This window comes from Planktophila turicensis (SeqCode), from assembly GCF_965234405.1.
GTDB lineage: Bacteria > Actinomycetota > Actinomycetes > Nanopelagicales > Nanopelagicaceae > Planktophila > Planktophila turicensis.
Genome location: NZ_OZ248346.1, coordinates 829,594 through 854,276 on the forward strand (window position 1 = coordinate 829,594; position 24,683 = coordinate 854,276).

24 protein-coding genes are annotated in these 24,683 nt (G+C 49.4%); 12 read left to right on the plus strand and 12 right to left on the minus strand.

Annotation, left to right across the window (positions count from 1 at the left end; translation table 11 throughout):
• The first annotated feature begins 7 nt into the window (after positions 1–7).
• The 3 genes from AC8GFK_RS04240 to AC8GFK_RS04250 are packed head-to-tail and all read left to right on the plus strand — an operon-like array spanning position 8 to position 2,985.
• Complete coding sequence (locus AC8GFK_RS04240) at positions 8–1,795, plus strand: AMP-dependent synthetase/ligase (RefSeq protein WP_506625786.1); 1,788 nt, start codon at positions 8–10, stop codon at positions 1,793–1,795.
• A complete protein-coding gene (locus AC8GFK_RS04245; RefSeq protein ID WP_506624800.1) occupies positions 1,796–2,368 on the plus strand; it encodes a sensor histidine kinase in 573 nt (190 codons plus the stop codon).
• Positions 2,365–2,985, plus strand: a complete 621-nt coding sequence (locus AC8GFK_RS04250; RefSeq protein WP_506624801.1) for a response regulator — start codon at positions 2,365–2,367, stop codon at positions 2,983–2,985. Before AC8GFK_RS04245 ends, AC8GFK_RS04250 begins: the two co-directional genes overlap by 4 nt.
• Here the strand turns inward: AC8GFK_RS04250 and AC8GFK_RS04255 are convergent.
• Entirely contained in the window at positions 2,968–4,116 is a 1,149-nt protein-coding gene (locus AC8GFK_RS04255) for a glycosyltransferase family 4 protein (protein ID WP_506624802.1), read from the minus strand. The two genes, AC8GFK_RS04250 and AC8GFK_RS04255, sit on opposite strands and share 18 nt — an antisense overlap.
• The gene (locus AC8GFK_RS04260) at positions 4,116–5,129 is read right to left on the minus strand and encodes a C40 family peptidase (RefSeq protein ID WP_506624803.1); all 1,014 of its coding nucleotides are present in this window, start codon (positions 5,127–5,129) and stop codon (positions 4,116–4,118) included. Before AC8GFK_RS04260 ends, AC8GFK_RS04255 begins: the two co-directional genes overlap by 1 nt.
• Before the next feature lie 92 nt (positions 5,130–5,221).
• On the opposite strand from AC8GFK_RS04260, the gene AC8GFK_RS04265 reads away from it, so the two are divergent.
• Entirely contained in the window at positions 5,222–5,713 is a 492-nt protein-coding gene (locus AC8GFK_RS04265) for a dihydrofolate reductase family protein (RefSeq protein WP_506624804.1), read from the plus strand.
• Here AC8GFK_RS04265 and AC8GFK_RS04270 read toward each other — a convergent pair whose 3' ends face one another.
• Positions 5,714–6,556 carry an EamA family transporter gene (locus tag AC8GFK_RS04270; protein ID WP_506624805.1) on the minus strand — a complete coding sequence of 281 codons (843 nt, stop codon included), beginning with the start codon at positions 6,554–6,556 and terminating at the stop codon, positions 5,714–5,716.
• Positions 6,557–6,626: 70 nt separating this feature from the next.
• Here AC8GFK_RS04270 and AC8GFK_RS04275 point away from each other — a divergent pair, with 70 nt between their 5' ends.
• From AC8GFK_RS04275 to AC8GFK_RS04295, 5 genes are read left to right on the plus strand one after another with little or no spacing between them, the layout of a single operon-like run.
• Positions 6,627–7,211: a DUF3000 domain-containing protein gene (locus AC8GFK_RS04275; RefSeq protein WP_223298402.1), complete on the plus strand. Its 585-nt coding sequence runs from the start codon at positions 6,627–6,629 to the stop codon at positions 7,209–7,211.
• Positions 7,204–8,487: an HRDC domain-containing protein gene (locus tag AC8GFK_RS04280; RefSeq protein WP_506624806.1), complete on the plus strand. Its 1,284-nt coding sequence runs from the start codon at positions 7,204–7,206 to the stop codon at positions 8,485–8,487. Before AC8GFK_RS04275 ends, AC8GFK_RS04280 begins: the two co-directional genes overlap by 8 nt.
• Before the next feature lie 55 nt (positions 8,488–8,542).
• Positions 8,543–9,361 carry an iron uptake transporter permease EfeU gene (gene efeU, locus AC8GFK_RS04285; RefSeq protein ID WP_506624807.1) on the plus strand — a complete coding sequence of 273 codons (819 nt, stop codon included), beginning with the start codon at positions 8,543–8,545 and terminating at the stop codon, positions 9,359–9,361.
• Positions 9,362–9,419: 58 nt separating this feature from the next.
• Entirely contained in the window at positions 9,420–10,634 is a 1,215-nt protein-coding gene (locus tag AC8GFK_RS04290; RefSeq protein ID WP_506624808.1) for a thiolase family protein, read from the plus strand.
• The gene (locus tag AC8GFK_RS04295; RefSeq protein WP_506624809.1) at positions 10,634–12,745 is read left to right on the plus strand and encodes a 3-hydroxyacyl-CoA dehydrogenase NAD-binding domain-containing protein; all 2,112 of its coding nucleotides are present in this window, start codon (positions 10,634–10,636) and stop codon (positions 12,743–12,745) included. Before AC8GFK_RS04290 ends, AC8GFK_RS04295 begins: the two co-directional genes overlap by 1 nt.
• On the opposite strand, the gene dxs is transcribed toward AC8GFK_RS04295, so the two are convergent.
• From dxs to AC8GFK_RS04310, 3 genes are read right to left on the minus strand one after another with little or no spacing between them, the layout of a single operon-like run.
• Entirely contained in the window at positions 12,684–14,600 is a 1,917-nt protein-coding gene (gene dxs, locus AC8GFK_RS04300) for a 1-deoxy-D-xylulose-5-phosphate synthase (RefSeq protein WP_506624810.1), read from the minus strand. The two genes, AC8GFK_RS04295 and dxs, sit on opposite strands and share 62 nt — an antisense overlap.
• Before the next feature lie 14 nt (positions 14,601–14,614).
• On the minus strand, positions 14,615–17,272 hold the full coding sequence (gene acnA / locus AC8GFK_RS04305) for an aconitate hydratase AcnA (RefSeq protein ID WP_506624811.1): 2,658 nt from the start codon (positions 17,270–17,272) through the stop codon (positions 14,615–14,617).
• Positions 17,273–17,305: 33 nt separating this feature from the next.
• Positions 17,306–18,520 (minus strand): class I SAM-dependent RNA methyltransferase, encoded by a 1,215-nt coding sequence (locus AC8GFK_RS04310; protein WP_506624812.1) that lies wholly within the window; start codon positions 18,518–18,520, stop codon positions 17,306–17,308.
• A 66-nt stretch (positions 18,521–18,586) separates the two neighbouring features.
• On the opposite strand from AC8GFK_RS04310, the gene AC8GFK_RS04315 reads away from it, so the two are divergent.
• Together AC8GFK_RS04315 and AC8GFK_RS04320 are read left to right on the plus strand one after the other, a co-directional pair.
• A complete protein-coding gene (locus tag AC8GFK_RS04315) occupies positions 18,587–19,246 on the plus strand; it encodes a potassium channel family protein (RefSeq protein WP_095673681.1) in 660 nt (219 codons plus the stop codon).
• A 3-nt stretch (positions 19,247–19,249) separates the two neighbouring features.
• Positions 19,250–19,909 carry a potassium channel family protein gene (locus AC8GFK_RS04320; RefSeq protein ID WP_506624813.1) on the plus strand — a complete coding sequence of 220 codons (660 nt, stop codon included), beginning with the start codon at positions 19,250–19,252 and terminating at the stop codon, positions 19,907–19,909.
• Here the strand turns inward: AC8GFK_RS04320 and AC8GFK_RS04325 are convergent.
• The 3 genes from AC8GFK_RS04325 to AC8GFK_RS04335 are packed head-to-tail and all read right to left on the minus strand — an operon-like array spanning position 19,896 to position 21,531.
• A complete protein-coding gene (locus AC8GFK_RS04325; RefSeq protein WP_506624814.1) occupies positions 19,896–20,510 on the minus strand; it encodes a DUF3159 domain-containing protein in 615 nt (204 codons plus the stop codon). The two genes, AC8GFK_RS04320 and AC8GFK_RS04325, sit on opposite strands and share 14 nt — an antisense overlap.
• Complete coding sequence (gene dut, locus AC8GFK_RS04330) at positions 20,507–20,950, minus strand: dUTP diphosphatase (RefSeq protein ID WP_506624815.1); 444 nt, start codon at positions 20,948–20,950, stop codon at positions 20,507–20,509. The genes AC8GFK_RS04325 and dut overlap by 4 nt, the downstream gene beginning before the upstream one ends.
• Positions 20,947–21,531, minus strand: a complete 585-nt coding sequence (locus AC8GFK_RS04335) for a PaaI family thioesterase (RefSeq protein ID WP_506624816.1) — start codon at positions 21,529–21,531, stop codon at positions 20,947–20,949. The genes dut and AC8GFK_RS04335 overlap by 4 nt, the downstream gene beginning before the upstream one ends.
• 42 nt (positions 21,532–21,573) lie before the next feature.
• Here AC8GFK_RS04335 and AC8GFK_RS04340 point away from each other — a divergent pair, with 42 nt between their 5' ends.
• Positions 21,574–22,026: a DUF3093 domain-containing protein gene (locus AC8GFK_RS04340; RefSeq protein ID WP_506624817.1), complete on the plus strand. Its 453-nt coding sequence runs from the start codon at positions 21,574–21,576 to the stop codon at positions 22,024–22,026.
• Here the strand turns inward: AC8GFK_RS04340 and AC8GFK_RS04345 are convergent.
• From AC8GFK_RS04345 to dapF, 3 genes are all read right to left on the minus strand, one after another.
• Positions 21,998–22,294: a DUF4193 domain-containing protein gene (locus AC8GFK_RS04345; protein ID WP_095531292.1), complete on the minus strand. Its 297-nt coding sequence runs from the start codon at positions 22,292–22,294 to the stop codon at positions 21,998–22,000. The genes AC8GFK_RS04340 and AC8GFK_RS04345 overlap by 29 nt on opposite strands.
• A 112-nt stretch (positions 22,295–22,406) precedes the next feature.
• Positions 22,407–23,873 (minus strand): GTPase HflX, encoded by a 1,467-nt coding sequence (gene hflX / locus AC8GFK_RS04350; RefSeq protein ID WP_506624818.1) that lies wholly within the window; start codon positions 23,871–23,873, stop codon positions 22,407–22,409.
• Complete coding sequence (gene dapF / locus AC8GFK_RS04355; RefSeq protein WP_506624819.1) at positions 23,873–24,679, minus strand: diaminopimelate epimerase; 807 nt, start codon at positions 24,677–24,679, stop codon at positions 23,873–23,875. Before dapF ends, hflX begins: the two co-directional genes overlap by 1 nt.
• Between the last annotated feature and the right edge of the window lie 4 nt (positions 24,680–24,683).

The following is a 24,683-nucleotide window of genomic DNA, read 5'->3' on the forward strand; positions in this document are numbered from 1 at the left end:
TAGCGTCATTAACGAAATCAACAATCCTCCAATCATCCCTGCTGCGACAGCCGGAAACCTCACCAATTTGATTGCAGAACGAGCATGGTTTGAGCCAGATCGCGTCACCATGTCACGTCCTCTTGGAGATGGGTGGCAGCCACTGACTGCACGACAAGTTGAAGAAGAAATCCGCGCAACTGCCAAAGGTCTCGTTGCTGCTGGAATTCAAATTGGCGATCGTGTCGCAATCATGGCGCGCACTCGATATGAATGGACGATTCTAGATTTTGCAATTTGGTACGCCGGTGGATGTGTTGTTCCGATTTATGAAACATCTTCTGCTGAACAAGTTGACTGGATCCTCAATGACTCAGGTTCTGTTGGATTAATCGTCGAAACTCCAACGCATCGCGAACTTGTAACTCCTGTTCTTCCTGGACATACAAAGCATGTTTGGGTCATGACAGAAGATGTACTCGCTATCTTGAAGGATGCTGGTTCTAATATCTCTGATGAAGAGATTGAACGCCGCAGAAATGCTCTCGTTCCTGCAAGTCTCGCCACTTTGATTTACACATCAGGTACAACTGGGCGTCCAAAGGGCGTACAACTCACACATTCAAATTTTCTCTCAGAGTGTGGCAACGTTGTTGAAGGCGCAAGCGATCTCTTCCTTAAGCCTGGTGGATCTACTCTCCTCTTCCTTCCAGTAGCGCACGTCTTCGGACGCATGGTGCAGATTGGTGCAATCCATGCAGGACTTCACCTCGCGCATTGCAGCGACCCAGTTGGTCGCCTGCAGCCAGATCTCGCTTCATTTAAGCCTTCATTCGTTCTTGCCGTTCCTCGCATCTTCGAAAAGATCTACAACGGCGCTGAAGCTAAGGCAGAAGCTGCTGGCAAGGGAAAGATCTTTAGAAAGGCTGCTGAAGTCGCTATTGCCTATAGCGAATCGAAAGATAAGCGCGGATTCAATCCACTACTTACTCTCAAGCACGGCCTCTTCGACAAGTTGGTCTACTCAAAGATTCGCGCAGCAATGGGCGGTTCTGTTGAAGCAGCTATTTCAGGTGGAGCACCACTTGGAACACGTCTAGGTCACTTCTATCGTGGCGCAGGAATCACAATTCTTGAAGGTTATGGATTAACTGAGACAACAGCAGGTGCAACGCTTAACCTCACAAAGAAGATTCGCGTGGGTTCAGTTGGCCGACCAATCCCTGGTACTTCAATCAAGATTGCCGATGACGGCGAAGTTATGATCAAAGGTCCAATTGTCATGCGCGGTTACTGGCAGAACGATGCTGCTAACCAAGAAGTATTTGATGGCGAATGGTTTAAATCTGGAGACCTAGGTCGTCTGGATGATGAGGGATATCTCTACATCACGGGACGAAAGAAGGAACTCATCGTTACAGCGGGTGGAAAGAACGTCGCACCTGCGGTTCTTGAAGATCGCCTACGCGCGCATCCGCTGGTCAGCCAGTGCATGGTCGTTGGAGATAACCAGCCATTTATTGCATCCCTCATCACTATCGATCAGGACATGCTCAAAGGGTGGATTGCTTCTAACAATAAGGCCGGAGCCACAATTGATACTTTGGTAAATGATCCAGACCTCATTGCGGTTATTCAAACTGCAGTAGATGAAGCCAATAAGGCAGTGTCGAAAGCGGAATCTATTCGTAAGTTTACGATTCTTGCCAAGGACTTCACTATCGCTGGTGGCGAGCTCACAGCAAAGCTATCTCTTAAGCGTCACGTCATCGCTGAGAAGTACTCAGCTGAAATCACAGCGCTCTTTACTAAGTAAATGGAACTCCCGTCACCCGAGAGACTTCGGGTTGCACGGGAGCTCCATGATGGGATTGCGCAAGATTTAGTTGGAGTGGGTTACTCACTCGACCTTCTGCTAGCCGATCCATCTCTTTCGACCAATTCACGTCAGGAAATCCGACGTACTCGTCTTTCCATAGACGCACTCATTACAAAGGTTCGCCGGGAAATTCTGAACCTGCGCACCAGCACTTCGCATTCCTTTAGCAGTGAAGTTAAACGACTCCTCAGCGAATTAGCGCCCTCCCACGAGGTAGCGCTCTCTATCGAAGAGATAGACCTCGATGAAGCATTAACTACCCAACTTCTGCTGATTACTAAGGAAATCCTACGTAACTCCATCGCTCACTCTGGGGCTACCCACATTGGAATAAGCCTCTATCCCGTCAACAATCGAACCTGTCTTGAGGTGATCGATGATGGGATTGGAGGGGCGCACGTGAAAGATGGACACTTTGGTATTTCTGGAATTATTGAACGAGTACATGCCATGAATGGAAGTATCACAATCGAAAGTATTGATGGGACTCGTGTAGCGATCTTGGTTTGAGCGACCCATTAGTTGCGCTCATTGTTGATGACCATGCCATGGTTCGTGAAGGGCTACGTCGAGCCCTGGAAACACGACAGAGCTTCTCAATTTACGAAGCTTCTTCAATCAACGAAGCTCGCGCCCAGATTGCAAGAGTAAATCCAAACTTGCTGATACTCGATATCAATCTTCCCGATGGTAGTGGCTTGGAAATTGCACAATGGGTGCGTTCACTTTCGTGGACAGTTGCGATTGTCATTCTTACCTTGAATGAAAAGGATGAATTCGTCATTGCAGCCATGAAAGCTGGGGCCAGCGCATTCGTGAATAAATCGGCGCCACTTGCAGACTTCCTTGCCGCGGTAGATCACGCGCTCTCATCGCCTGGCACTTTCTCCGCACAAGATCTTGCTGGGGCTCTTAACCGCAAGAATGAAACTTTTGGTCTGTCGCAACGGGAACTACAAATTCTTGGAACTTTACATATGGGCCAACCGCTAAAGGAGTTGTCAGCCTCTTTATTCATTTCAGAATCAACACTGAAGACCCACCTCAATACAATCTATAGAAAGTTAGAGGTCAGTAATCGAACTCAAGCTGTGAAGAAGGCGCAACAATCAGGGTTGAGTGAGTAACTGGGCAAATTTCTTTGACCAAATTTCCCAGCGCCATTCATCAATAATCCATTGGCGACCACGTGCACCCATCTGGCTTGCGCGTTCTGGATTCTTCAAAAGAATAATCACTGCTTCAGCTACTGCTTGCGCTGACGTTCCATCAACTGCAAATCCGGTCTCACCTTCAAGAACTGCATCTGGTGCTCCCCCAGATTTCCCACCGACTACCGCAAGACCACACGCGCTGGCTTCTAAGTAAACGATGCCAAGACCTTCAACCTCAAGACCCGCAAGACGAGAGCGTGAAGGCATTGCAAAAATATCTCCTACACAGATGTAACGAGGAAGTTCGGCATACTGAATTCGTCCAATAAAGGTAATTGCATCGCTAACCTTTAATTCAGCTGCGCGCTTTACTAAATAATCCTTATATGGACCTTCGCCTATGAAAAGTAAATGCGCATCCGGAACCTGCGACAGGATCTGTGGCATTGATTCAACGAGTGCGTCCTGTCCCTTGCGATGGACCAAACGCCCAACAGAGACGATTACCTTCTTCTCTGAAAGTCCTAGCTCGGCTCGTAGCGTTTGTGCATCAGCGCGAGGTGCGAAGTGATCTGTATCGATTCCGGGTGCGATCTTCACCATTGCATTCGCTGCGCTATCTGTGAGCGCACGGGAAATCTGCGAACGTGTGAAATCACCAAGGTATGTCAGATTATCTACGCCACTTCCAATGCGCCGCATGGCCCAAGAAAATGGCCAAAGCTTTGCCCACCAGACTTCATGTCCGTGAGTAAGTGAAATGATTCGTTTTGCACCTGCGCGACGTAGCCCCTGAGATAGCAGCCCTAATGGCGCTGCTGCCCCAAAGAAAACCGTGCTGATTGATTCACGACGGAGAATCTTTCTGACAGCACTTGCTACACGTGGAGTAGGTAAAAGAACCTTAGATTTGTCGCGAATAACGAGTACTCCGTAATTCTCCATCCACGCTCTATCAAAGGCAGCAGAGTCTGGTTGCGAAGACGTGTAAACGACGACCGAGTGCTTGGGAAGGCGTTCGATTAGACCAATAACAAATGTTTCAATTCCACCTGCGCGTGGGCCGAAATCATTTGTGATGCAGAGAATCTTTGAGTCACTCATTAGAAACGGCGGACTGCAACCAAAGGTTTACGTCCAAGTGAATTCGACTCAGCCACTTTCACGCGTGAGCCCGAACGTGGTGCATGAACCATGCGACCGCCACCGAGATAAATTCCTACGTGAGATACAGGACGGCCGAAGAAGAGGAGGTCGCCAGGCTTCTTTTGTCCGAAGGGTATTGATTTACCCATTCTTGATTGAGCAGCTGATGAGTGAGGAAGTGAAACTCCGGCCGACTGGAAGGCACGCATCGTCAAACCAGAGCAATCCCACGTAGTCAGACCTGCTGCACCAAAGACATAGCGATCACCGATCTGCTTCAGCGCATATTTGAGTGCAATACCACTGCGACCTGAAACCCCGGCGGCAGCTTTTGCCGCAACTAGTGAAGATGCCTGGTCTGCATTCTCACGATCTTCTGCCAACTTAGCGAGCCGTTCGCGATCTTCTTTCTTTAGTTTAGATAGCAAGAGCTCTGCTTGAGCCAACTTTCGTTGCGCAAAGGCGCTTCGTTCGGCCAATTTTGTCTGCAATACCTTCACTTGAGCCAAGCGGTCGCTGACAGTTAATGAGGTCGCATTAAGCTGTTGTTCTGCAGATTGGAATTTGCGAAGTTGCGTTGATTTACGACGAGTGATCGCTTCGAGAGAACCGGCTGATGAAAGATAGAGCGCAGGATCTGATGAGAAGAGAAGTTCTAGGCTTTGGCTCAAAGTTCCTGACTTGTATTGATTGACAGCGATAACTCCAAGAGTTTTTGAAATCGCATCAACAGTCTTTCCTTGAATCGCTGCTTGAGCTTGGATTCCTGCCAAGCTGCGCGTGAGAGCTGCGAGCTTAACCTTGGCTTCCTGCGCACCTTCAGCAGCTTCAGTGGCATCTTCTTCAAGTCGATTTACTTGCGCTTGTACCTGCGCCAAAGTTTGCGCAGCATTGGCACCAGTCGAAGGGAAAATCGAGAGGAGAAAAACCGCGCATGCAACCGCAGCGCCAGCACTCATAGCTTTTCTCATGTTGAAAGGCTAACGCTCCTAGTAATGAACTTTCAATTTTAAGCGGGAGATTTTCCTGATAAATGGGTGAGAAAGTGAATATTCTTACCTTTATGACGGTCACAGTAACTCTCGTAGTCGGAAGTGATGGATCTACCACAAAGGATGGCAGCTCCGCAGGTGTAACCACTGCAGCTGATCGCTCAGAGTTCTTAGCGCGACGTCGCACAGCTGATTGCATTCTTATCGGAGGCAATACTGCACGTACAGAGCCCTATCACCGCACACCAGTGCCTGTAGTAGTTATTTCACGCTCTTTGATTAACCCTTTAGCCGATAATCGCCTGGCGCATTGTTGGAATCTCTCCCCCGAGAAAGCGCTAGATCGAGCGATTAAAACATTCGGCCCCAACGTTCATATTGAAGCGGGCGTTGCAATCATCACAGAATTAATCAGCGCAGGACGTATCGACGCTCTTGAACTCAGTATTACATCCGTTACCGGTGGAGAAGATTTTATTGATATCGAAAAACTAATTGGACACTTCTCGCAGCGTAGCGAAGTAACGAAAACAGATACGCGCTTTATTTCTGCACGAAAATAATTAAAAGGCGGAAATTAGCGCTACACCGATTACAGCAAAGAAGATTCCAACATATTGCACTTTATGTAATCTTTCGTGGAGAAATTTGTAAGCCAATAACGCAGTAGCGATTGGGTAGAGCGAACCTAAGACCATGGCAAGTGAGACAAGGCCCTTTGTCGTTGCAACGCCAAGAAGCAAATTAGCTGCGAAGTCTGCGACACCGATAAAGATAAGAATGGGAAGTTCGGCTTTTCCTAGCCCGCCGATATGTCTAAATCGAATAAAGATCGCAATGCCGATAAGAAGAGTGGTGGCGCGCATTGTCGTCATGGTCATCAAGGCGCTGCTCTGCGATCCGATTGCCATAAAGACAAGGGCTAGGCCAAAGAAGACCGCAGCAGATAAAGCGAGGAGAACTGGCTTAAGCGGAAGACCTTGCGAAACTTCTGGTCCACTTGCAAGAAAGCCACCAAGAAGTGCAGCGACAACTCCGATACTGACGATTGTAGAAAGTTGATCACCTTTAATGACAATTGCGTAAGCCAAGGGAATCAGCGCACCAAGTGAGCTAATTGGTGAAACAACACCCATTCTCCCTGTAGAGAGTGCGGCGTAGAGACTAATCAGACCGGCGTACCCACACAGACCTGCAAGTGCTCCTGCAAGAAGGTAGCCATCACTTCCGAGTGCTTGCGCATTCCAGGATGCACTCACAATGACAAGAAAGAGACCGGTAATAAATCCAATCGCCTGACTGGTTGCAAGAACTGCAATGGCTGGGAATCGTTTACTGAGTTTTCCAGCGTGATAATCGGCGCTTCCCCACAACGCGCTAGAAAGTAGCGCTAGAAGGCTTGCCATGGAGAGGACTCTACAGGGCAAGACCATCAGCCTCCCATGCAAAGCACACCTTGAACTTTAGAATTAACCAGTGAAATCGACATTTACTTTTGAAGAGATGATCGACCTTCTTCGTACCTTTACCCCAAGAAATGAAATCATTCTGGAAGAAGTGCCTGCTCCTCAAAAGCTTGCGGCTTATTCCTTTGCATTCACCGCAGATATCTCAAATGGCTCACTCGGAGATGCAGAAGATGAGGTTGCCTCTGGACGTTTCGTCATTTTGCACGAACCCGGTGGGCAAGACACTTGGGAAGGCGATTTCCGCTGCGTCACCTTTATGCGCGCCGATGTAGATAGCGAGATGCAAGAAGATCCACTGCTTCCAGAAGTAGGTTGGAATTGGCTTCTTGATTCACTCAATGCAACGGGTGCTTCTTACAACGCACCGAGCGGCACAGTTACTCGCGTATCCAGTGCATCCTTTGGAAAACTTTCACCACGTAATGACGAATCCGAAATTGAAATTCGTGCCTCTTGGTCTCCGGTAATCACATCTCCTGACGACATGTTCGCTCACGTGCAGGCGTGGTGCAATCTTATTACCGAAGTCGCAGGACTTCCACCCGTTCCTGAAGGCGTTTCAACTATTGCATCAGCTCGACGTCGTGTCTGAAGTAGAAGAGCTTCCCACCGCAATCCCTTTGCTACATCCAGCAGAGGGAGTTCCCGCGATTATCGACACCGAGGAAGCATTCGATGCAGCTCTTGCACAGTTAGCTTCAGGCACTGGCCCTTATGCATTCGATGCAGAACGTGCATCTGGATATAAATACAGCGCCCGTGCATATCTGATTCAGATCAAACGTACTGGTGGCGGGTTGCACCTCATCGATCCGATTCCATTCGGGCCAGGACATCGTTGCTTTACTGCACTTAACGCACTTATCCAAGACGTTGAAGTCATCTTGCATGCAAGTACGCAAGACCTTCCCTGCCTTCGCGAAGTCGGCATATTTCCTAACATTCTCTTCGATACCGAACTCGGCGGTCGTATCGCAGGGCTTCCGCGCGTAGGTCTTGGTCCGCTCCTTGAAACGCTAATGGGCGTCTCGCTTGCAAAAGAACACTCTGCTGTTGATTGGTCGACGCGACCACTTCCTCACGATTGGCTTAATTACGCCGCTCTCGATGTAGAACTTCTTGTCGAGTTGCGCGACAAGGTTTACCAACTCTTGGTCGATGCCAAGAAATGGAAATGGGCTGAAGAAGATTTCGCATCAATCATTGCAGCTCCACCGGCGCCACCGCGAGTAGATCCATGGCGCAGAACTTCTGGAATGCATAAGGTGAAGAAGCGCAATCACATGGCGGTAATCCGCGAAATCTGGCAGGCGCGTAATGAACTTGCACAAGAATTAGATGTATCGCCCAGCCGGCTTTTATCAGATTTAGCAATTACAGAAATTGCACTTGCATCCGATAAAGGTCCGATAACCAATCGCAAACATCTTGAAAAAATTCTTAGGCCGCTGGGCTTGCGAGCGCGCTGGTTAGAAAATGCTGCAACATGGATTAGCTGTATTACCGATGCCATTGCAATGCCAGAAGATCAATGGCCTGAAGCGCGTTCTAAAACTGATGCGATGCCACCGATTAAAATTTGGCGCGAGCGCTTTCCGGAAAAGTACGCACCTCTCACCCACGCGCGATTTAATTTGCAGGTACGGGCTGAGGAACTTTCCATTCCTCTTGAAAATATGATCTCCCCCGAACTGGTCCGCCGTATCTGTTGGCAGCCTCCGACCTCATCTGTGCACGAAGCCCTGCTCGCCATGGGAGCGCGCCGCTGGCAGGCTGAGATTGCCTCTCCCATCCTTGAACTGGCCCTCACGCAAACTGAGCCACTAGAAATACCTGAGCCTGAGGCGGAAGTCACGCCTGCAGAGTGACGAATTACGCAACATCGGAGTTGCGTAATTCCCTTAGCTCAATTACTCTCAAGCCATGCTCAGTACATTCATCATCGCACTACGCGAAGGCCTAGAAGCCGCGCTCATCGTTGGAATCCTTGTCGCCTACCTTGTGAAGAGCGACCAAAGAAGCCATTTACGCGCACTTTGGACCGGGGTAGCTCTCGCTATTACTGCAAGCCTTGCCTTCGGAGCCTTCTTGTCTTACACCTCTGCTGAGCTCTCAGAGAAGGGCGAAGAGCTCTTCGCCGGAACTACCTCTTTCGTGGCGGTCGGCCTTGTCACCTGGATGGTCTTCTGGATGAAGCGCGCAGCCCGTGGCTTGCGTGATGAGCTCCATGGAAAGGCCGAGGTCGCTGTGACCTCTGGTGCCCTCTCGATGGCAACCCTCGCCTTCTTTGCTGTTGCTCGCGAAGGCCTGGAAACATCACTCTTTCTCTATACCAACTTTAAAACCGTTGGCGCTTTCTCTACAGCGACCCTTGGCTTGATCCTTGGCCTGGCTCTGGCAGTAGGTCTTGGTTATGGAATTTACAACCGCGCAGTCAAAATCAACCTTGGCAAGTTCTTCACCTACTCAGGTGTGGCTCTAATCGTTGTGGCAGCGGGCGTTCTTTCATACGGAATCCACGAGTTCCAGGAGTTTGGCATCCTGCCTGGCCCTGATGCCTTTGCATGGGATGTCACTTCATGGATGCCAAAGGAATCATTTATCGCCGCCCTCCTTGGAGGAACAATCGGATTTGATACAACGACATCGTGGCTCCAGCTCTTCGTCTGGCTCGCCTACCTCGGTCTGACTATCAGCGCCTACTTGTCGCCAGCGAAGGTAAAAACACCTCTTAACGCATAGCCAATTCCCCTACTGGCGAGTAACCTTTCCAAAGATACTCACCAGCGAAGGAAGTTCTATGTCGTCACAACTCCGTTCAGTCGTCCTCGTCGATGCTGTCCGCACCCCATTCGGTAAGGCCGGCAGCATGTATTCAGGTACTCGCGCCGATGACCTGATGGTGCGCGCTATGCGTGGCCTCTTGGAGCGAAATCCCAATGTAGATCCCGCATCCATCGATGATGTCGCTATCGCTGCTGCAACGCAGACCGGTGACCAAGGAATGAATATCGGGCGAAGTGCAACGCTTCTTGCTGGTCTTCCTAAGACTGTGCCTGGCTACTCCGTTGATCGCTGGTGTGCAGGTGCACTGACTGCAACAACAACAGTTGCTGGTGCAATCGCTATGGGCGCTATTGATATCGCAATTGCTGGTGGCGTTGAACATATGGGTAACCACCCAATGGGTGAATTGATGGATCCCAATCCTCGCTACCTTGCAGAGAAGTTGGTGGAACAAGATGCGCTCGCTATGGGTGCAACTGCCGAGCGTTTACATGATCGCTTTCCGCATCTAACAAAAGAGCGCGCTGATGCATATGCGCTCAACTCGCAGATGAAGACGGCTAAAGCATATGTTGATGGCAAGATTCAAAGAGATTTAATCCCGACAGCTGCGCGTAATGCAGAACTCGGTTGGACTATTGCAACCGTTGATGAGGCTCCGCGTCCGACAACAACGATGGAAGGTCTTGCAGGTTTGAAGACGCCTTTCCGTCCAGCAGGTCGCGTCACTGCAGGAAATTCATCAGGACTCAACGATGGCGCAACCGCGGCCCTTCTTGCCAATGAAGATAAGGCGAAAGAGTTAGGTCTTACTATCAAAGCGCGCATGGTGACATTTGCATTTGCTGGCGTTGAACCTGAAGTCATGGGTTACGGGCCAGTTCCTTCAACTATCAAGGCTCTCGATAAAGCGGGCTTGAAGATTGAAGATATTGGCGCATTTGAAGTCAATGAGGCATTCGCTGTACAAGTTCTCGCATTCCTTGATCACTTCGGAATTGCAGATGATGATCCTCGCGTGAATCCTTATGGCGGAGCAATTGCCGTCGGTCATCCACTTGCATCATCTGGTGTGCGTCTGATGCTCAACTTAGCTCGCACCTTTGAAGAGAAGCCAGATGTTCGTTATGGCATCACCACCATGTGTATTGGCCTCGGAATGGGCGGAACAATTATTTGGGAAAACCCCCATAACAAAGAAGCGCAGATTTCAGGAGGTTCGAAGTAATGACTACTGCAATCCAACTTCCAGAAGGTGCTCCTGAAGAGGTCGTTACCAATGCACTCGTTCGCGATGTTGACCTCACCCCCTTTGGTTTCAAGGGCACACTCGCACTCATCACTCTCGATAATGGCCATGACCACAATCGTCCCAACACATTCGGTCCACAATCTTTGATGGCACTCGATGCGGCAATCACAGAGGCCGCTTCCCGCAAACCTGCTGCTATTGCCATCACAGGTAAACCATTTATCTTCGCAGCGGGCGCAGATTTATCGGCTCTGGCATTTCTTAATAAGCGCGAGCAAGCAGTTGCTATCGGCAAGTTAGGCCACGATGTCTTCCGTCGCTTTGATGAGATCGGAATTCCAACATTCGCCTTTATCAACGGTCTTGCACTCGGTGGCGGACTTGAAGTCGGACTTCACTGTAACTACCGCACACTTTCAGCGACAGCATTTACCGCACTTCCTGAGGTTTTCCTTGGGCTAGTTCCAGGATGGGGCGGAGCGACAATCGTTCCTAAGTTAATTGGTCCAGAGCGCGCCGTTCAAGTAATTATCGGAAACGCACTTAATAACAACACCATGATGAAATCTAAGGATGCTCTCGGTCTTGGCATCGTTGATGCGGTCTATGCGCCAGCTGATTTCCTCGAAAAATCTGTGGCATTTGCGGCCTCCATTTTGAGCGGTGCAACCAAGATTGAACGTAAAGATTACTCAACCGATCCTGCGTGGGATTCAGCCCTTGCAGCTGGTCGTGCTGCAGCTCTTAAGAAATACGGTGGCGCAGAAATTGCATCACCAATGAAAGCGCTCGAACTGATTGCGCAAGCGAAGACAAATTCACGTGGTCAGGGTTTTGATGCAGAAGATGCAACTCTTGCAGATCTGACAATGTCTGACCCGCTTCGTGCATCGCTCTATGCCTTTAACGTCATTCAGAAGAAGCGCAAGAAAGTTGAAGGTGCACCAAAGCCAGCCCTAGGTCGCAAGGTTGCACGTGTTGGCGTTGTCGGTGCTGGTCTTATGGCTTCGCAACTCGCACTCCTTCTTCTTCGTAATCTCAAGTGTCCTGTCGTCATGACAGATATCGATCAAGAGCGCGCCGATAAAGGTGTGGCATGGGTAAAGAACGAGCTCGCTAAGTTGGTTGAGAAGAAGCGCATGAGCGCTGAATCCGCTGGCCGTCTCTCACTTCTCATTAGCGGATCTTCAGATCAGCAAGTATTTGCCGGCTGCGACTTCGTTATTGAAGCGATCTTTGAAGAGCTATCCCTTAAGCAGGAACTCTTTAAGAAACTTGAAAAGATTGTCGGACCTGAATGCGTTCTCGCTACCAACACCTCTTCCCTATCGGTCGAACGCATGAGCGAAGGGCTAGAACACCCAGAACGCGTTGTTGGATTCCACTTCTTCAACCCTGTGGCTGTCATGCCACTTCTTGAAGTTGCTCGTACATCCAAGACTGATGATGCAACCACTGCAACGGCTGTCAACATTGGAAAAGAGCTCAAGAAGACGATGATCATCTGTAAAGATGCTCCGGGCTTTGTTGTAAACCGACTTCTGACTCGCTTCATGGGTGAAATCACCGATGCAGTTGATGAAGGAACCGACCCAGCAACGGCTGATAATGCAATGCGCAGTATTGGTTTCCCAATGTCGCCATTTGAGCTCCTTGGCCTGGTTGGTCCTGGCGTTGCACTCCATGTCTCTGAAACTCTCAATGCAAACCTTGGACCTCGCTACCGCATCTCTCCAACGATGCAAGCAATGGTCAAAGAAGGCGTCAAGACTTTCTACATTAAAAACGATGATGGCTCAGTGGGCCCAAACCCAGCAGCTCTCGCTCTCGTTCACAAAGGAACAACTCCTTCAACTGCTGAAGAAGTACGTCTTCGCGCACTGAAAGCTCTGGCCGAAGAGGCGCGCATGATGCTCGATGAAGGCGTTGTTTCAACACCAGCAGAGATTGATCTCTGTATGTTGATGGGCGCTGGCTGGCCGATGCATCTCGGCGGAATCTTGCCTTACTTAGATCGTGAAGGAATTAGCGAGTCTGTTTGCGGTCAGCGTTTTCATGCACCGGGAATTGCATCTCTTCCACAGTAGAACTCCACTCGACGATGTCGCGTGAAATCTTCTGAGCAGTAATTCCAAGATCTTCAAGAATTTCTGCGCGCTTTGAATGCTCGATGAATTCAAGTGGAACGCCGATGCTGTGCAGTGCGACGTTCAGCCCTGCTTCGCGGAAGAGCTCTGAAATCGAACTTGCGATTCCTGCATGGCGGATTCCATCTTCAAGAACGACAACGCTCTTATAGCGCTGCGCCATCGTGACAAGTGATTGAGGAAGCGGCTTTACCCAACGAGGATCGATGACGGTAACGCCAACGCCTTCACGGTATGCCTGTGATGCTGCCTCGACTGCAATCGCTGCCATTGCACCAACGCTGACAAGAAGAACATCTACGCTCTCGCCACGATAGAGAACATCAATTCCGTCGCGTCGTTCAAATGCTGGAATATCTGCCTGTACTGCACCCTTTGGAAAACGAATGAGCGATGGAGCACCTGAAATTTCGAGTGATTCGCGCAGAGTTTCACGCAGACGAGCTGCATCACGAGGAGCAGCAACATGAAGCGTAGGAACGATTCCGGTAAGAGCTAAATCCCACATCCCGTTATGTGAAGGACCGTCATCGCCTGTAATTCCAGCGCGGTCCAAGACAAAGGTGACACCCGCCTTGTGCAAGGCAACATCCATCAGCATCTGGTCGAATGCGCGGTTGAGGAATGTTGAGTAAACGGCAACGACAGGGTGCATGCCTGCAAATGCAAGACCTGCGGCACTTGTTACTGCATGTTGTTCAGCGATACCCACATCGATTGTGCGATCAGGGAATGCCTTTTCAAATTTATCAAGACCGGTAGGGCCAAGCATTGCCGCTGTAATTGCCACAATATCTTTACGTTCGTGGCCAAGTGCAACAAGTTCATCAGAGAAGACGCTGGTCCAGCTTGTAACTGACTTGCTGAGCGGTGTTCCTGTTTCAGGATCAACGATTCCGACCGCGTGGAACTTTTCGGCCTCATCAGCAACAGCGGGCTTATGTCCCTTTCCCTTTTCGGTAATGACGTGAAGAAGAACTGGTTCACCAAACTCTTTTGCCTGAAGTAGTGCGCGCTCCATGGCGGCGACATCGTGTCCATCGATGGGTCCGACATATTTCAAACCAAGATCTTCAAACATGCCTTGCGGGGCGACAATATCTTTGATGCCCTTCTTCATTCCATGAAGGGTCTCGTAAATTGGATTGCCAACAACTGGAGTCTTAGTAAGAACCTCTTTGCCCCAGTCGAGGAAGCGTTCGTAGCCACGAGTGACACGAAGCGTAGAAAGATAGGTAGCAACGCCACCGATAGTTGGTGAGTAAGAACGTTCATTATCGTTTACGACGATGATTAAGTTTCGGTCATTGGCTGCAGCAATATTGTTGAGCGCTTCCCAAGACATTCCGCCTGTCAGCGCTCCGTCGCCTACGACAACAACAACGTGACGATCTGACTGACCGGTAAGTGAGAAACCGCGAGAGATTCCATCGCCCCAAGAGAGCGCAGTTGATGCATGTGAATTTTCGATGACATCGTGCTCGCTCTCGCTACGGTTTGGATACCCAGCGATTCCCCCACGTTGACGCAACTTATCGAATTGATCTGCGCGCCCCGTCAGAATTTTATGAACGTAAGACTGGTGGCCGGTATCGAAGAGAACGACATCCTTCGGTGAATCAAAGGTGCGATGAATTGCAATCGTGAGCTCGACTACGCCTAGGTTAGGGCCTAAGTGCCCACCGGTCTTAGAGACCTTGGTGATCAGGAATTGGCGAATCTCTTCAGAGAGTTGCTCCAGCTGCTCAGGGCGAAGAGCCTTGAGGTCACTGGGACCTTTGATCGATTCAAGCATGGTTGCAGTCTAGATTAGCCGCGGAGCTGACGCAGTACGTACTGCATGATTCCACCGTGGCGGTAGTAATCCGCTTCACCTGGTGTATCAATTCTCACCTTAGCCGTAAAGGTCTTATCCCCTGCAGTCACTGTGACTTCCTTAGGGATTCCTCCGTCATTGAGCGCGGTTACGCCGGTAATCGAGAAAGTCTCATCACCCTTAAGACCAAGTGATTGAGCATTTGCACCGTTGGTAAATTGCAATGGAAGTACGCCCATGCCGATCAAGTTAGAGCGGTGAATACGCTCGAAGCTTTCTGCAATTACTGCGCGAACACCAAGAAGCGCTGTTCCCTTTGCTGCCCAGTCACGTGAAGATCCAGATCCATACTCTTTACCGGCAAGGATGATCAGACCAACACCTGCTGCTTGGTAAGCAACTGATGCATCGTAAATTGTTGTCTGCTCGCCATTGGCAAGGAAGTTCTTGGTAAAGCTTCCTTCAACTCCATCAAGAAGAAGATTCTTAAGGCGGATATTTGCAAATGTTCCGCGAATCATAACTTCATGGTTTCCACGACGTGATCCGTAAGAGTTAAAGTCCTTACGATCTACGCCATTAGCCTCGAGGTACTTACCTGCAGGTGAATCAGCCTTGATATTTCCTGCTGGAGAAATGTGATCCGTTGTTACTGAATCTCCGAGAATCGCAAGAATGCGAGCTCCGGTGATATCTGTGACCGGCTTTGGTTCTGCTGGCATTCCTTCAAAGTAAGGAGGCTTGCGAACATAAGTGGATTTTGGATCCCACTCGAATGTCTTTCCAGTCGGAGTATCAAGTGACTTCCAACGGTGATCGCCATCGAAGACAGTTGCATAATCCTTCTTAAACATTTCAGATGAGATTGAAGAATCGATAACTGATTGGATCTCCTGTGCAGATGGCCAGATATCTTTCAGAAGTACTGGGTTGCCATCTTTGTCGTTACCCAAAGAATCGTTTTCAAAGTCGTGATCCATTGTTCCGGCAAGTGCATAGGCAACAACAAGCGGTGGTGAAGCAAGGTAATTCATCTTCACATCAGGGCTAATGCGGCCTTCGAAGTTACGGTTTCCTGACAAGACAGCAGTGACGGCGAGATCGTTCTCGTTGACCGCCTTGCTGATTTCGATAGGAAGCGGTCCTGAGTTTCCGATACAGGTGACGCAGCCATAACCGACCAAGTTGAAGCCAAGGGCTTCCATGTACTTGGTGAGATCGGCGCGATCGTAGTAATCGGTGACAACCTTTGAGCCTGGTGCAAGAGTTGTCTTTACCCATGGCTTAGATGTCAGACCCTTTTCAACGGCCTTCTTTGCAAGCAGAGCTGCACCGATCATGACTGAAGGGTTTGAAGTATTGGTACACGATGTAATTGAAGCGATAACAACATCGCCATTCTTGATTGTTGTCGCCTTCGCGCCAACGTTTACTGGATAAGCCTCTTTACCTGTCTTATCTGAGAAGTATGTAGGAAGAATCTTCTCGAATGATGACTTTGAAGCTGTCAGCGAGATGCGATCCTGCGGACGCTTTGGTCCAGCGATTGATGAGACAACTGTCGAAAGATCGAGTTCGATATTTTCTGAGAATCGTGGAGATACAGAAGGGTCATGCCACATTCCCTGAGCCTTTGCATACTGCTCAACTAGCGCAACCTGATCATCGCTACGACCTGTAAGGCGAAGGTAGCGAAGTGTCTCTTCATCAATAGGGAAGATGGCACATGTCGAACCGTATTCAGGTGACATATTTCCGATAGTTGTGCGGTTTGCCATTGGTACTGAGACAACACCTGGACCGTAGAACTCTACGAACTTGCCGACAACGCCATGCTTACGAAGCATTTCAGTAATTGTCAGAGCCATATCTGTTGCAGTTGTTCCAACTGGTAGCTCGCCAGAAAGCTTGAATCCAACAACGCGTGGAATGAGCATTGACACAGGCTGACCAAGAAGTGCTGCTTCTGCCTCGATGCCGCCAACGCCCCAACCAAGGACTCCGAGTCCGTTGACCATGGTGGTGTGCGAATCTGTTCCAACAACGGTATCTGGGTATGCGCGAAGAACGCCATTGACAGTACGTGTCATAACAACGCGAGCTAGGTATTCAATATTTACCTGGTGAACGATTCCGGTTCCTGGTGGAACAACCTTAAATTCATCAAAGGCGCCTTGGCCCCAACGCAAGAAGCGATAACGCTCGCGGTTACGTTCGTATTCAATATCAGTGTTCTGCTCGAAAGAATCTTTTGTTCCAAAGACATCTGCAATAACTGAGTGGTCAATAACGAGTTCAGCGGGAGCAAGCGGATTTACCTTAGATGGGTCTCCCCCGAGATCAACGATTGCTTCGCGCATGGTTGCAAGGTCGACGACACAAGGAACGCCAGTGAAGTCCTGCATAACAACGCGCGCTGGCGTAAATTGAATTTCAGTATCTGGCTCGACAGATGGATCCCACTGGGCAAGTGCCTTGATGTGATCCGCAGTGATGTTGGCGCCATCTTCGGTGCGCAAGAGATTTTCAAGAAGTACCTTAAGTGAGAACGGAAGGTTGGTTGCGCCTTCTACTGCTGAGATATCAAAGATTTCATAATCTTTGCCGGCAACTGTGAGGTTCTTCTTTGTACCAAGTGAGTTCTTGCTCATCGCGATTCTTCTTTCGAGGGAGATATCTTGACGTCAAGATACCTTAGTGGGTACGAATTTCGCAACAGATTCGATGTGATGCGTCATGGGAAAGAGATCAAATGCCCGCATGGAATCGAGTTGGTAGCCGGCATCGCGTAGGTATCCGGCATCTCGAGCCAGCGCTGCAGGGTCACATGCGACATAGACGATAGCTCGCGGCTTTAACTGCGCGCAATGCGCGATGACATCTTTGCCGGCACCTTCACGTGGTGGGTCGAGAACGATGACATCTGCAGACGAGAAGCGGGTAATCAACCGTGCAACATCGCCTGTGTAGATATTGACGTTGCTCTTACCCTCAAAGTTTCGGGCCGCGTCCGCCGTTGCGCTCTTGCTACCCTCGACAATATCTACTGAACCCGATTCACCGATATGAGATAAGAAGCTTGCGGCAAAGAGGCCGACTCCGCCATAAAGATCAAGAACATGATCTCCTTCGCGCAATTGCGCGTATTGCAGAACTGCCTCTGTTAGTACACGAGGAGCGTCTTTATGGCTCTGCCAAAATGATTTCTGGCTGACTTCAAAAGAATTATCCCCTACTGTGTAATGAGCGACATCAGGTCCGTCGCTGATTCGAAGCGGAGATTCATCGCGAGAATTGGCAGTTGCGATTGTTCGCTCGCCCGTGTTCGAGATAGAAATATCAATACGTTGATCACCTTTAGCACCGCGTTGAGCGAGCTCTGAATAACGCATCTCAGGTACAAGAATTCTGCAATCATCAACGGGGATAATTTTGTGAGAGCGGGCTTGGTAGAAACCCAGAGCGCCAGCCTTGGTAGTAACGGCTGAGCATCGTGTTCGCCATCCAAGAGGGCCTGCAACTTCTTCGACTTCTACTTCAATATCCATCTTTGCAATTCGTGAGAACTGTTCCGTAATGACATCGCTCTTCAAGCTGCGTTGGCGTGGAAGAGAAATATGCTGGAAATCGCATCCCCCGCATCCATTTCTATGCGCAAAGCGGCATGGTGCGCTGACGCGATCTTCTGAAGGTGCGGTGACTTCAATAACGTCGGCACGATTAAATGAGGAGCCCGTGCTGGTTATCTCGATTGTGCACTCTTCGCCAGGAATGCCGTGGCGGACGAATATAACGGCACCTTCATAGCGAGCGATGAAGTGTCCCCCGTGGGCAACCTTCTCGATTGTTACCTGAATTTTCTGCCCTACTTCGAGCGTTGTTCTCTTGGTAGATGACATGGAGGCAAGCCTAGTCGAGATCCGAGTATGAGAGATTTTTGGCGCGACCAGTAGTAGGTTAACCCTGTGCATGTTGTCATCATGGGTTGCGGTCGAGTTGGTTCATCTCTCGCTATTGAACTAGAGGCTGCCGGCCATTCCGTTGCAATTATCGATCAAGCAAAAGAAGCTTTCCGCCGATTGGGTCCTGACTTTAAGGGCCGCACAATCGTCGGCGTTGGATTCGATAGAGATACTCTCCTTGAGGCAGGTATCGAAGGTGCTCAAGCATTTGCCGCAGTAAGTAATGGCGATAACTCAAATATTTTGGCTGCACGTGTGGCGCGCGAAAGTTATGGCGTTACCAATGTTGTGGCCCGCATTTACGATCCAGGTCGCGCAGAAATTTACCAGCGCCTTGGTATCCCAACAGTTGCAACAGTTATCTGGGCAACAGATCAGATTTTGCGTCGTATCGCACCTGAAGGTGCTCGTTCTGAATGGCGCGATGCAACCGGAACTGTTCAACTTCTAGAAGTTCATCCTCATCTCGATTGGTACGGACGTCCAATCTCAGAGCTCGAATCTGCAACACAAGCACGCGTTGCCTTCCTTACTCGTCTCGGTGAAGGCCTCATCCCTGAACCACAAACTGTTCTTCAAGATGGCGACCTTGTTCACATGACTATCCGTGATGATGGCATGGCCGCTGCAGAAGAAGCACTTACGCAAGGACCGGGTGAATAGTCCATGAGAATCGCTATTGCAGGTGCAGGAAATGTTGGTCGTGCTATTGCCCGCGAACTCCTTGATAACGGACACCAAGTTCTACTTATCGACCGTGACCCTAAGGCTCTCAAGATTGATTCTGTCCCAGATGCTGAATGGCTTATGGCCGATGCTTGCGAAATTGCATCCCTCGACAACGCTCAGCTCAATCAATGTGCCGTCTTAGTTGCCGCTACCGGAGATGACAAAGTTAATTTAGTTGCTTCACTTCTTGGAAAGACTGAATACGGCGTTCCAAGAGTTGTGGCACGTATTAACCACCCAAAGAATGAATGGCTCTTTGATCAATCGTGGGGTGTAGACGTTGCTGTATCTACTCCACGCATTATTGCCGCACTTGTTGAAGAAGCGGTCAGCGTCGGAGATGTTGTACGACTCTTCTCATTCCGCCGCGGTCAAGCAAACCTTGTAGAACTCACATTGCCTGATTCATCAACATGTATCGGAAAGACAGTGGAAGAAGTAACACTTCCTGATGATGCTTCCCTTGCCGCAATTGTTCGTGATGGCCGCGTTATTGCACCGGCACCAAGCGATGTCTTTATTGCAGGAGATGAATTGCTATTTGTGGCCTCTGCAACTGCAGAAGATTTGATTAAGGGCTGCTTTATCGCTCAGTAGTTCGTTGTGGCGCGTTCTTTAAAATCAGCCACGATCCATATGCAGTTGCAATAAAGAGTGGATATCCCATTGCTAGATTTACCGTGCCAAGTAGATTGACATTGCCACTCTTGTAAATTGGATACTGCACAGCAATACGAGTGAAGAACATCGCAACCCAGAGCCAGCTCGCCAAGGTATATGCACGCTTACGTTCAGGATGGTTTCTCCATGTGAGGTTCTCACCAAGAATCGGCCCCAACATCACACCAAGAATCGGCCATCCAGCAAGGTTTGCAATGAGATAAACAGTTCCGTACCCAAGGTTGGTAAGTAACTTAGGGATATATAGATCGCTGGCATTGCCTGTTCGGTTGGCAAACCAAGCACAGATCAGAACGCCGATAAATCCGCTGAGAGCATGCTGGATGGTGTCCTTCATCGCCAATCGAATGATTGTCAGAAGTGCTGAAACAGCGATTGAAGCAATAAGTGCTGTTTGTAGCTCCTTTGAGATGTTGAATACAACTAAGAAGATGACCGATGGAATTCCAGAATCAATCAGACCTTTTTTGCCACCGAATGCTGCAAGTACCTTTTCGCGATCTTCGTGTTGGCTCATTGACGACCCGTCGATCCAAATCCACCTGTGCCGCGGCCCGATCCAGGCAATTCATCAACTTCTACAAAATGTGCGCGTTCTACCTTTTGGAAAACTAACTGCGCAATCCTGTCGCCGCGCTTAAAGGTGACACTCTCTTTAGGGTCGTGATTAATCATGATGCATTGCAACTCTCCGCGATATCCCGCATCAACGGTGCCGGGTGCATTGACCATTGTGACGCCATGCTTAATTGCTAAACCAGAACGCGGGTGAACCAGTGCTACATATCCATCCGGCAGTGCGATTGAAATCCCAGTGGGAACGAGTGCGCGCTCCCCCGGAGCCAAAGTGATGTCGATGCGAGAGACGATATCTGCTCCAGCATCTCCGCCTTTTGAGTACTGAGGCAATGGAAGATCAGGATCGAGCCTCTTAATCAATACTTGAAATTCGTTCATGGGTTGATATCAAACTCTGGATCTACAAAGTTAAGAAGTTCAGGATTCTTGCGCAGAGCTTCCATGTATTCGGCAGGCGCATTTTCAAGGAAGTGTTTCATCGGAACAATGACGAAGAGAGCCGCGGCACGCACTGCTACTTCTCCATCAGGGCCTCCAAGGCGCCCTTCAGCTTCGGAATACACCTTGCGATTTACTTGTCCTGTAATTCGGGCAGTGATGTGAAGTTTTGTTCCAATCGGGACAGGTTTAAGAAAATCTGTTTCTAAGCGCGCAGTAACTGCTGGGGCGCGAAGAAGCCACATAAGTTTTCCAAGAGCTTCATCAAATGCTAGAGATAAGAGCCCGCCATGAGCCAAGCCAGGCGCTCCTTGGTGATTTTCTGTGACGACAAAATCTGCAGTGATATCTGCGCCTTCTCCGACATGAGCGACAAGATGTAAGCCGGTCGGGTGAAGTTCTCCACACCCGAAGCAGTGTTTAAAGTGGGATGGAATCTGGGTTCCAGTTGCCGGCGACATTGGATGTCGAGCAGGAATCTCGGCTCCCTCGGGAGGCGTAGTGCTTGCAACGCGACTCATGTATGTAGATTACTTGATGAATAGAGAGATAACCTAGACCTCGTGGCGAAAAGTGAAGTGATATTCAAGGAAGTAATTCGTCCACCACTATGGCTCTTAGCCTTTATCTACTTCATGTTTCTCTCACTTGTTGTCGCCATTTGGGCGGCTCTTGATAATCGATCTGCGCTCATTGCTTTGATTTTGGCAACTGTCGCACTCATCACTATCGCTCGTTCAGCGCGATCTGAAATAGTGGTTACTGAGAACGAGCTACGCGTTGGCCGAGCTCATATCGAGTTGAAATATCTTTCAAAAGTTGAGCAAATCGATACTCAGCAGATGAGGCTACTTCGGACTCGAGATGCAGATCCGGCAGCTTATCTAGCGATTACCTTCTGGATTTCAACCGGTGTGAAGATCACGTTACAAGATGACCGTGATCCCACTCCGTATTGGTTGGTAAGTTGTAAGAATTCGAAAGAGCTTACGAGCACTCTTTACAAATTGCTTTAGCGCCTTCGCCCTTAGCAAGTTGTGTAATGTGATGAATCAAGAAACAACGTGAACAGGTAAATTCATCAACCTGAACTGGAACTACTCGAACAGCTAATTGCTCACCCGATAGGTCAGCGCCTGGAAGTTCAAGATTCTCTGCAGCTTCTGCCTCATCAACATCGATCTGTCCTGATTGTGCATCAACGCGCTTAGCTTTGAGTTCTTCTAACGATTCCTCGTGAAGCTCCTCGTCGGTCTTTCTAGGTGTGTCGTAATCTGTTGCCACTGCTCTCACCTCGCTTCCGTACTTTTCTCATGAGCGGGTCTAATTACCCGGCATGCGCGAATAGTGGCGCATTCTTTGCTCTATAGACGATACAACACTCGGCGTGTCGTCTTTATTCCTGCTTTGCCGTGGCTTTTTCAATCGCTTTGGCTAATCCACCATCGACATAGGCATGAATTGCGGTGCCTTCTGCAAGATGTTCTTCGCTCAAGATCTCACCTTGTTCATGGATCGCACTTACGAGGTCTCCGCGGTTATACGGAATGACTGTTGTGATTTCTACGCTGGGATGCGGCAGAGACTTTTCAATGGCGTGAACAAGTCCTTCAACTCCGAAGCCAGAACGGACCGAGAACGCATAACTATTTGGCTCTTTTCGCAGAATTTCCATAACCACATCCGGGCTTGCGATATCCACCTTATTGATTGCGATGATTTCAGGGATATCTCCCCCACCGATTTCAGTGATGACTTGTCGTACAGCGCGAATTTGTTCAAAGGGATCAGGGTGTGAGCCGTCAACGACATGCACAATTAGGTCTGCGCCCGACACTTCTTCAAGAGTTGATTTGAAGGCATCGACCAATTGATGCGGAAGGTGGCGCACAAAACCTACGGTGTCAGAGAGTGTGTAAACGCGACCATCTGCGGTCTCAGACTTACGAACAGTTGGATCAAGCGTTGCAAAGAGCGCGTTTTCAACGAGCACGCCGGCACCGGTTAAGGCGTTGAGGAGAGATGATTTTCCAGCATTGGTGTATCCAGCAATAGCAACAGATGGGATATTGAAACGCTTTCGCTCTTGTCGTTTTGTATCGCGAGACACTTTCATCTCAGCGATTTCACGACGTAGCTTTGCCATCTTGTCACGAATACGACGGCGATCAGTTTCAATCTTTGTCTCACCAGGTCCGCGACCACCAATGCCGGCACCACCTGCAGCGCGACCACCAACCTGGCGCGAAAGAGAATCTCCCCAACCGCGAAGGCGTGGGAGTAGATATGCAATCTGGGCTAGCTCTACTTGAGCCTTACCTTCTTTACTCTTGGCATGCTGAGCAAAGATATCGAGAATCAAGGCAACGCGATCAACGACCTTTACCTTCAACTTATCTTCAAGAGTTCGAAGCTGTGCCGGTGAAAGTTCTCCGTCGCAAACAACAGTGTCAGCGCCCGTTGCAACGACAATCTGCCTGAGTTCAATCAACTTTCCTGAACCAATATATGTTGCAGGATCCGGGCGATCGCGACGTTGAATCAACGCTTCTAGAACTTCAGAGCCCGCAGTCTCTGCCAGCGCCTTAAGTTCGGCCATTGAATTCTCAGCCATCTCAGCTGTTCCTTCAGTCCAGACACCAACAAGCACAACGCGCTCTAACTGTAATTGGCGATATTCAGCTTCAGAGATATCTTGAAGTTCAGTGGAAAATCCCTTGATTCTTCGAAGCGCATTACGGTCAGAAAGTTCTTGTTGCTCATTCTCCTGAAAATCACTCTCATCGTAATCAAAATCTGAGGCAACTCGTGCGCTCTCGCGCAGGAGCTCATCGAATAGCTTGTCGTAACCGTCGTCAGTCATTACGACAAGTACTTTGTGAGGTCGTGATCTTCGAGGATAACGGCAGGACCTGTAAGGGTTGCATTGGAGTGTCCATCAATATCGACGATGAGGCGGCCACCTGGTGGGTAAATGGTCCAACGCGATGGAAGCTTTCCATTTGTCCTAAGTGTTGCTGCAAGTGCAACTGCACATGTGCCGGTTCCACAAGAACGAGTCTCGCCGCTTCCGCGTTCGTGAACCCGCATCTTTGCTTCAAAGTTCGGCAAGATTTCTACAAATTCGACATTGACGCCTTCAGGATATGACGATGCTGGCGAAACAGCAGGTGCATCAGCGAGTGAACCAATATCGTCCATGGAATCTACAAAGACAACGGCGTGCGGGTTACCGACATTGATGTTGAATCCACTCCAGGTATGACCATTATTTGAAGCTTCGACTTCTTCCATCTCATCGGTGACATGTCCCATATTTACTGAGATATCCCCCTCGCGAGGTACACGCAGATGTTTGATTCCGGCACGAGTATCAATGGCGAAAATTCCTTCGGGCTGGATATCCCGAGTGACCAGATATTTAGCCATCACGCGGATTCCATTGCCACACATCTCTGCAATCGAACCATCGGCATTGCGGTAATCCATAAACCACTTACCGTCGGCCTTAGTAATGCGGATAAATCCATCTGCACCGATTCCAGTACTGCGGTTACAAATAGCAGATATTTGAGCCTCTGAAATCGTGAATGAATTTTCTGGGTCATAGACCAGCACGAAGTCATTTTCGGTGCCGTGGCCGTAAGTGCCGATTACTGGGTTGGTCATGATG

Bases quoted from the DNA above. Each gene is read 5' to 3' on its own strand.
- AC8GFK_RS04245 (WP_506624800.1), top strand. From the start codon at position 1,796: ATGGAACTCCCGTCACCCGAGAGACTTCGGGTTGCACGGGAGCTCCAT.
- AC8GFK_RS04255 (WP_506624802.1), bottom strand. From the start codon at position 4,116: ATGAGTGACTCAAAGATTCTCTGCATCACAAATGATTTCGGCCCACGC.
- AC8GFK_RS04260 (WP_506624803.1), bottom strand. From the start codon at position 5,129: ATGAGAAAAGCTATGAGTGCTGGCGCTGCGGTTGCATGCGCGGTTTTT.
- AC8GFK_RS04265 (WP_506624804.1), top strand. From the start codon at position 5,222: ATGACGGTCACAGTAACTCTCGTAGTCGGAAGTGATGGATCTACCACA.
- AC8GFK_RS04270 (WP_506624805.1), bottom strand. From the start codon at position 6,556: ATGGCAAGCCTTCTAGCGCTACTTTCTAGCGCGTTGTGGGGAAGCGCC.
- efeU (WP_506624807.1), top strand. From the start codon at position 8,543: ATGCTCAGTACATTCATCATCGCACTACGCGAAGGCCTAGAAGCCGCG.
- AC8GFK_RS04290 (WP_506624808.1), top strand. From the start codon at position 9,420: ATGTCGTCACAACTCCGTTCAGTCGTCCTCGTCGATGCTGTCCGCACC.
- AC8GFK_RS04295 (WP_506624809.1), top strand. From the start codon at position 10,634: ATGACTACTGCAATCCAACTTCCAGAAGGTGCTCCTGAAGAGGTCGTT.
- dxs (WP_506624810.1), bottom strand. From the start codon at position 14,600: ATGCTTGAATCGATCAAAGGTCCCAGTGACCTCAAGGCTCTTCGCCCT.
- acnA (WP_506624811.1), bottom strand. From the start codon at position 17,272: ATGAGCAAGAACTCACTTGGTACAAAGAAGAACCTCACAGTTGCCGGC.
- AC8GFK_RS04310 (WP_506624812.1), bottom strand. From the start codon at position 18,520: ATGTCATCTACCAAGAGAACAACGCTCGAAGTAGGGCAGAAAATTCAG.
- AC8GFK_RS04320 (WP_506624813.1), top strand. From the start codon at position 19,250: ATGAGAATCGCTATTGCAGGTGCAGGAAATGTTGGTCGTGCTATTGCC.
- AC8GFK_RS04325 (WP_506624814.1), bottom strand. From the start codon at position 20,510: ATGAGCCAACACGAAGATCGCGAAAAGGTACTTGCAGCATTCGGTGGC.
- dut (WP_506624815.1), bottom strand. From the start codon at position 20,950: ATGAACGAATTTCAAGTATTGATTAAGAGGCTCGATCCTGATCTTCCA.
- AC8GFK_RS04335 (WP_506624816.1), bottom strand. From the start codon at position 21,531: ATGAGTCGCGTTGCAAGCACTACGCCTCCCGAGGGAGCCGAGATTCCT.
- hflX (WP_506624818.1), bottom strand. From the start codon at position 23,873: ATGACTGACGACGGTTACGACAAGCTATTCGATGAGCTCCTGCGCGAG.
- dapF (WP_506624819.1), bottom strand. From the start codon at position 24,679: ATGACCAACCCAGTAATCGGCACTTACGGCCACGGCACCGAAAATGAC.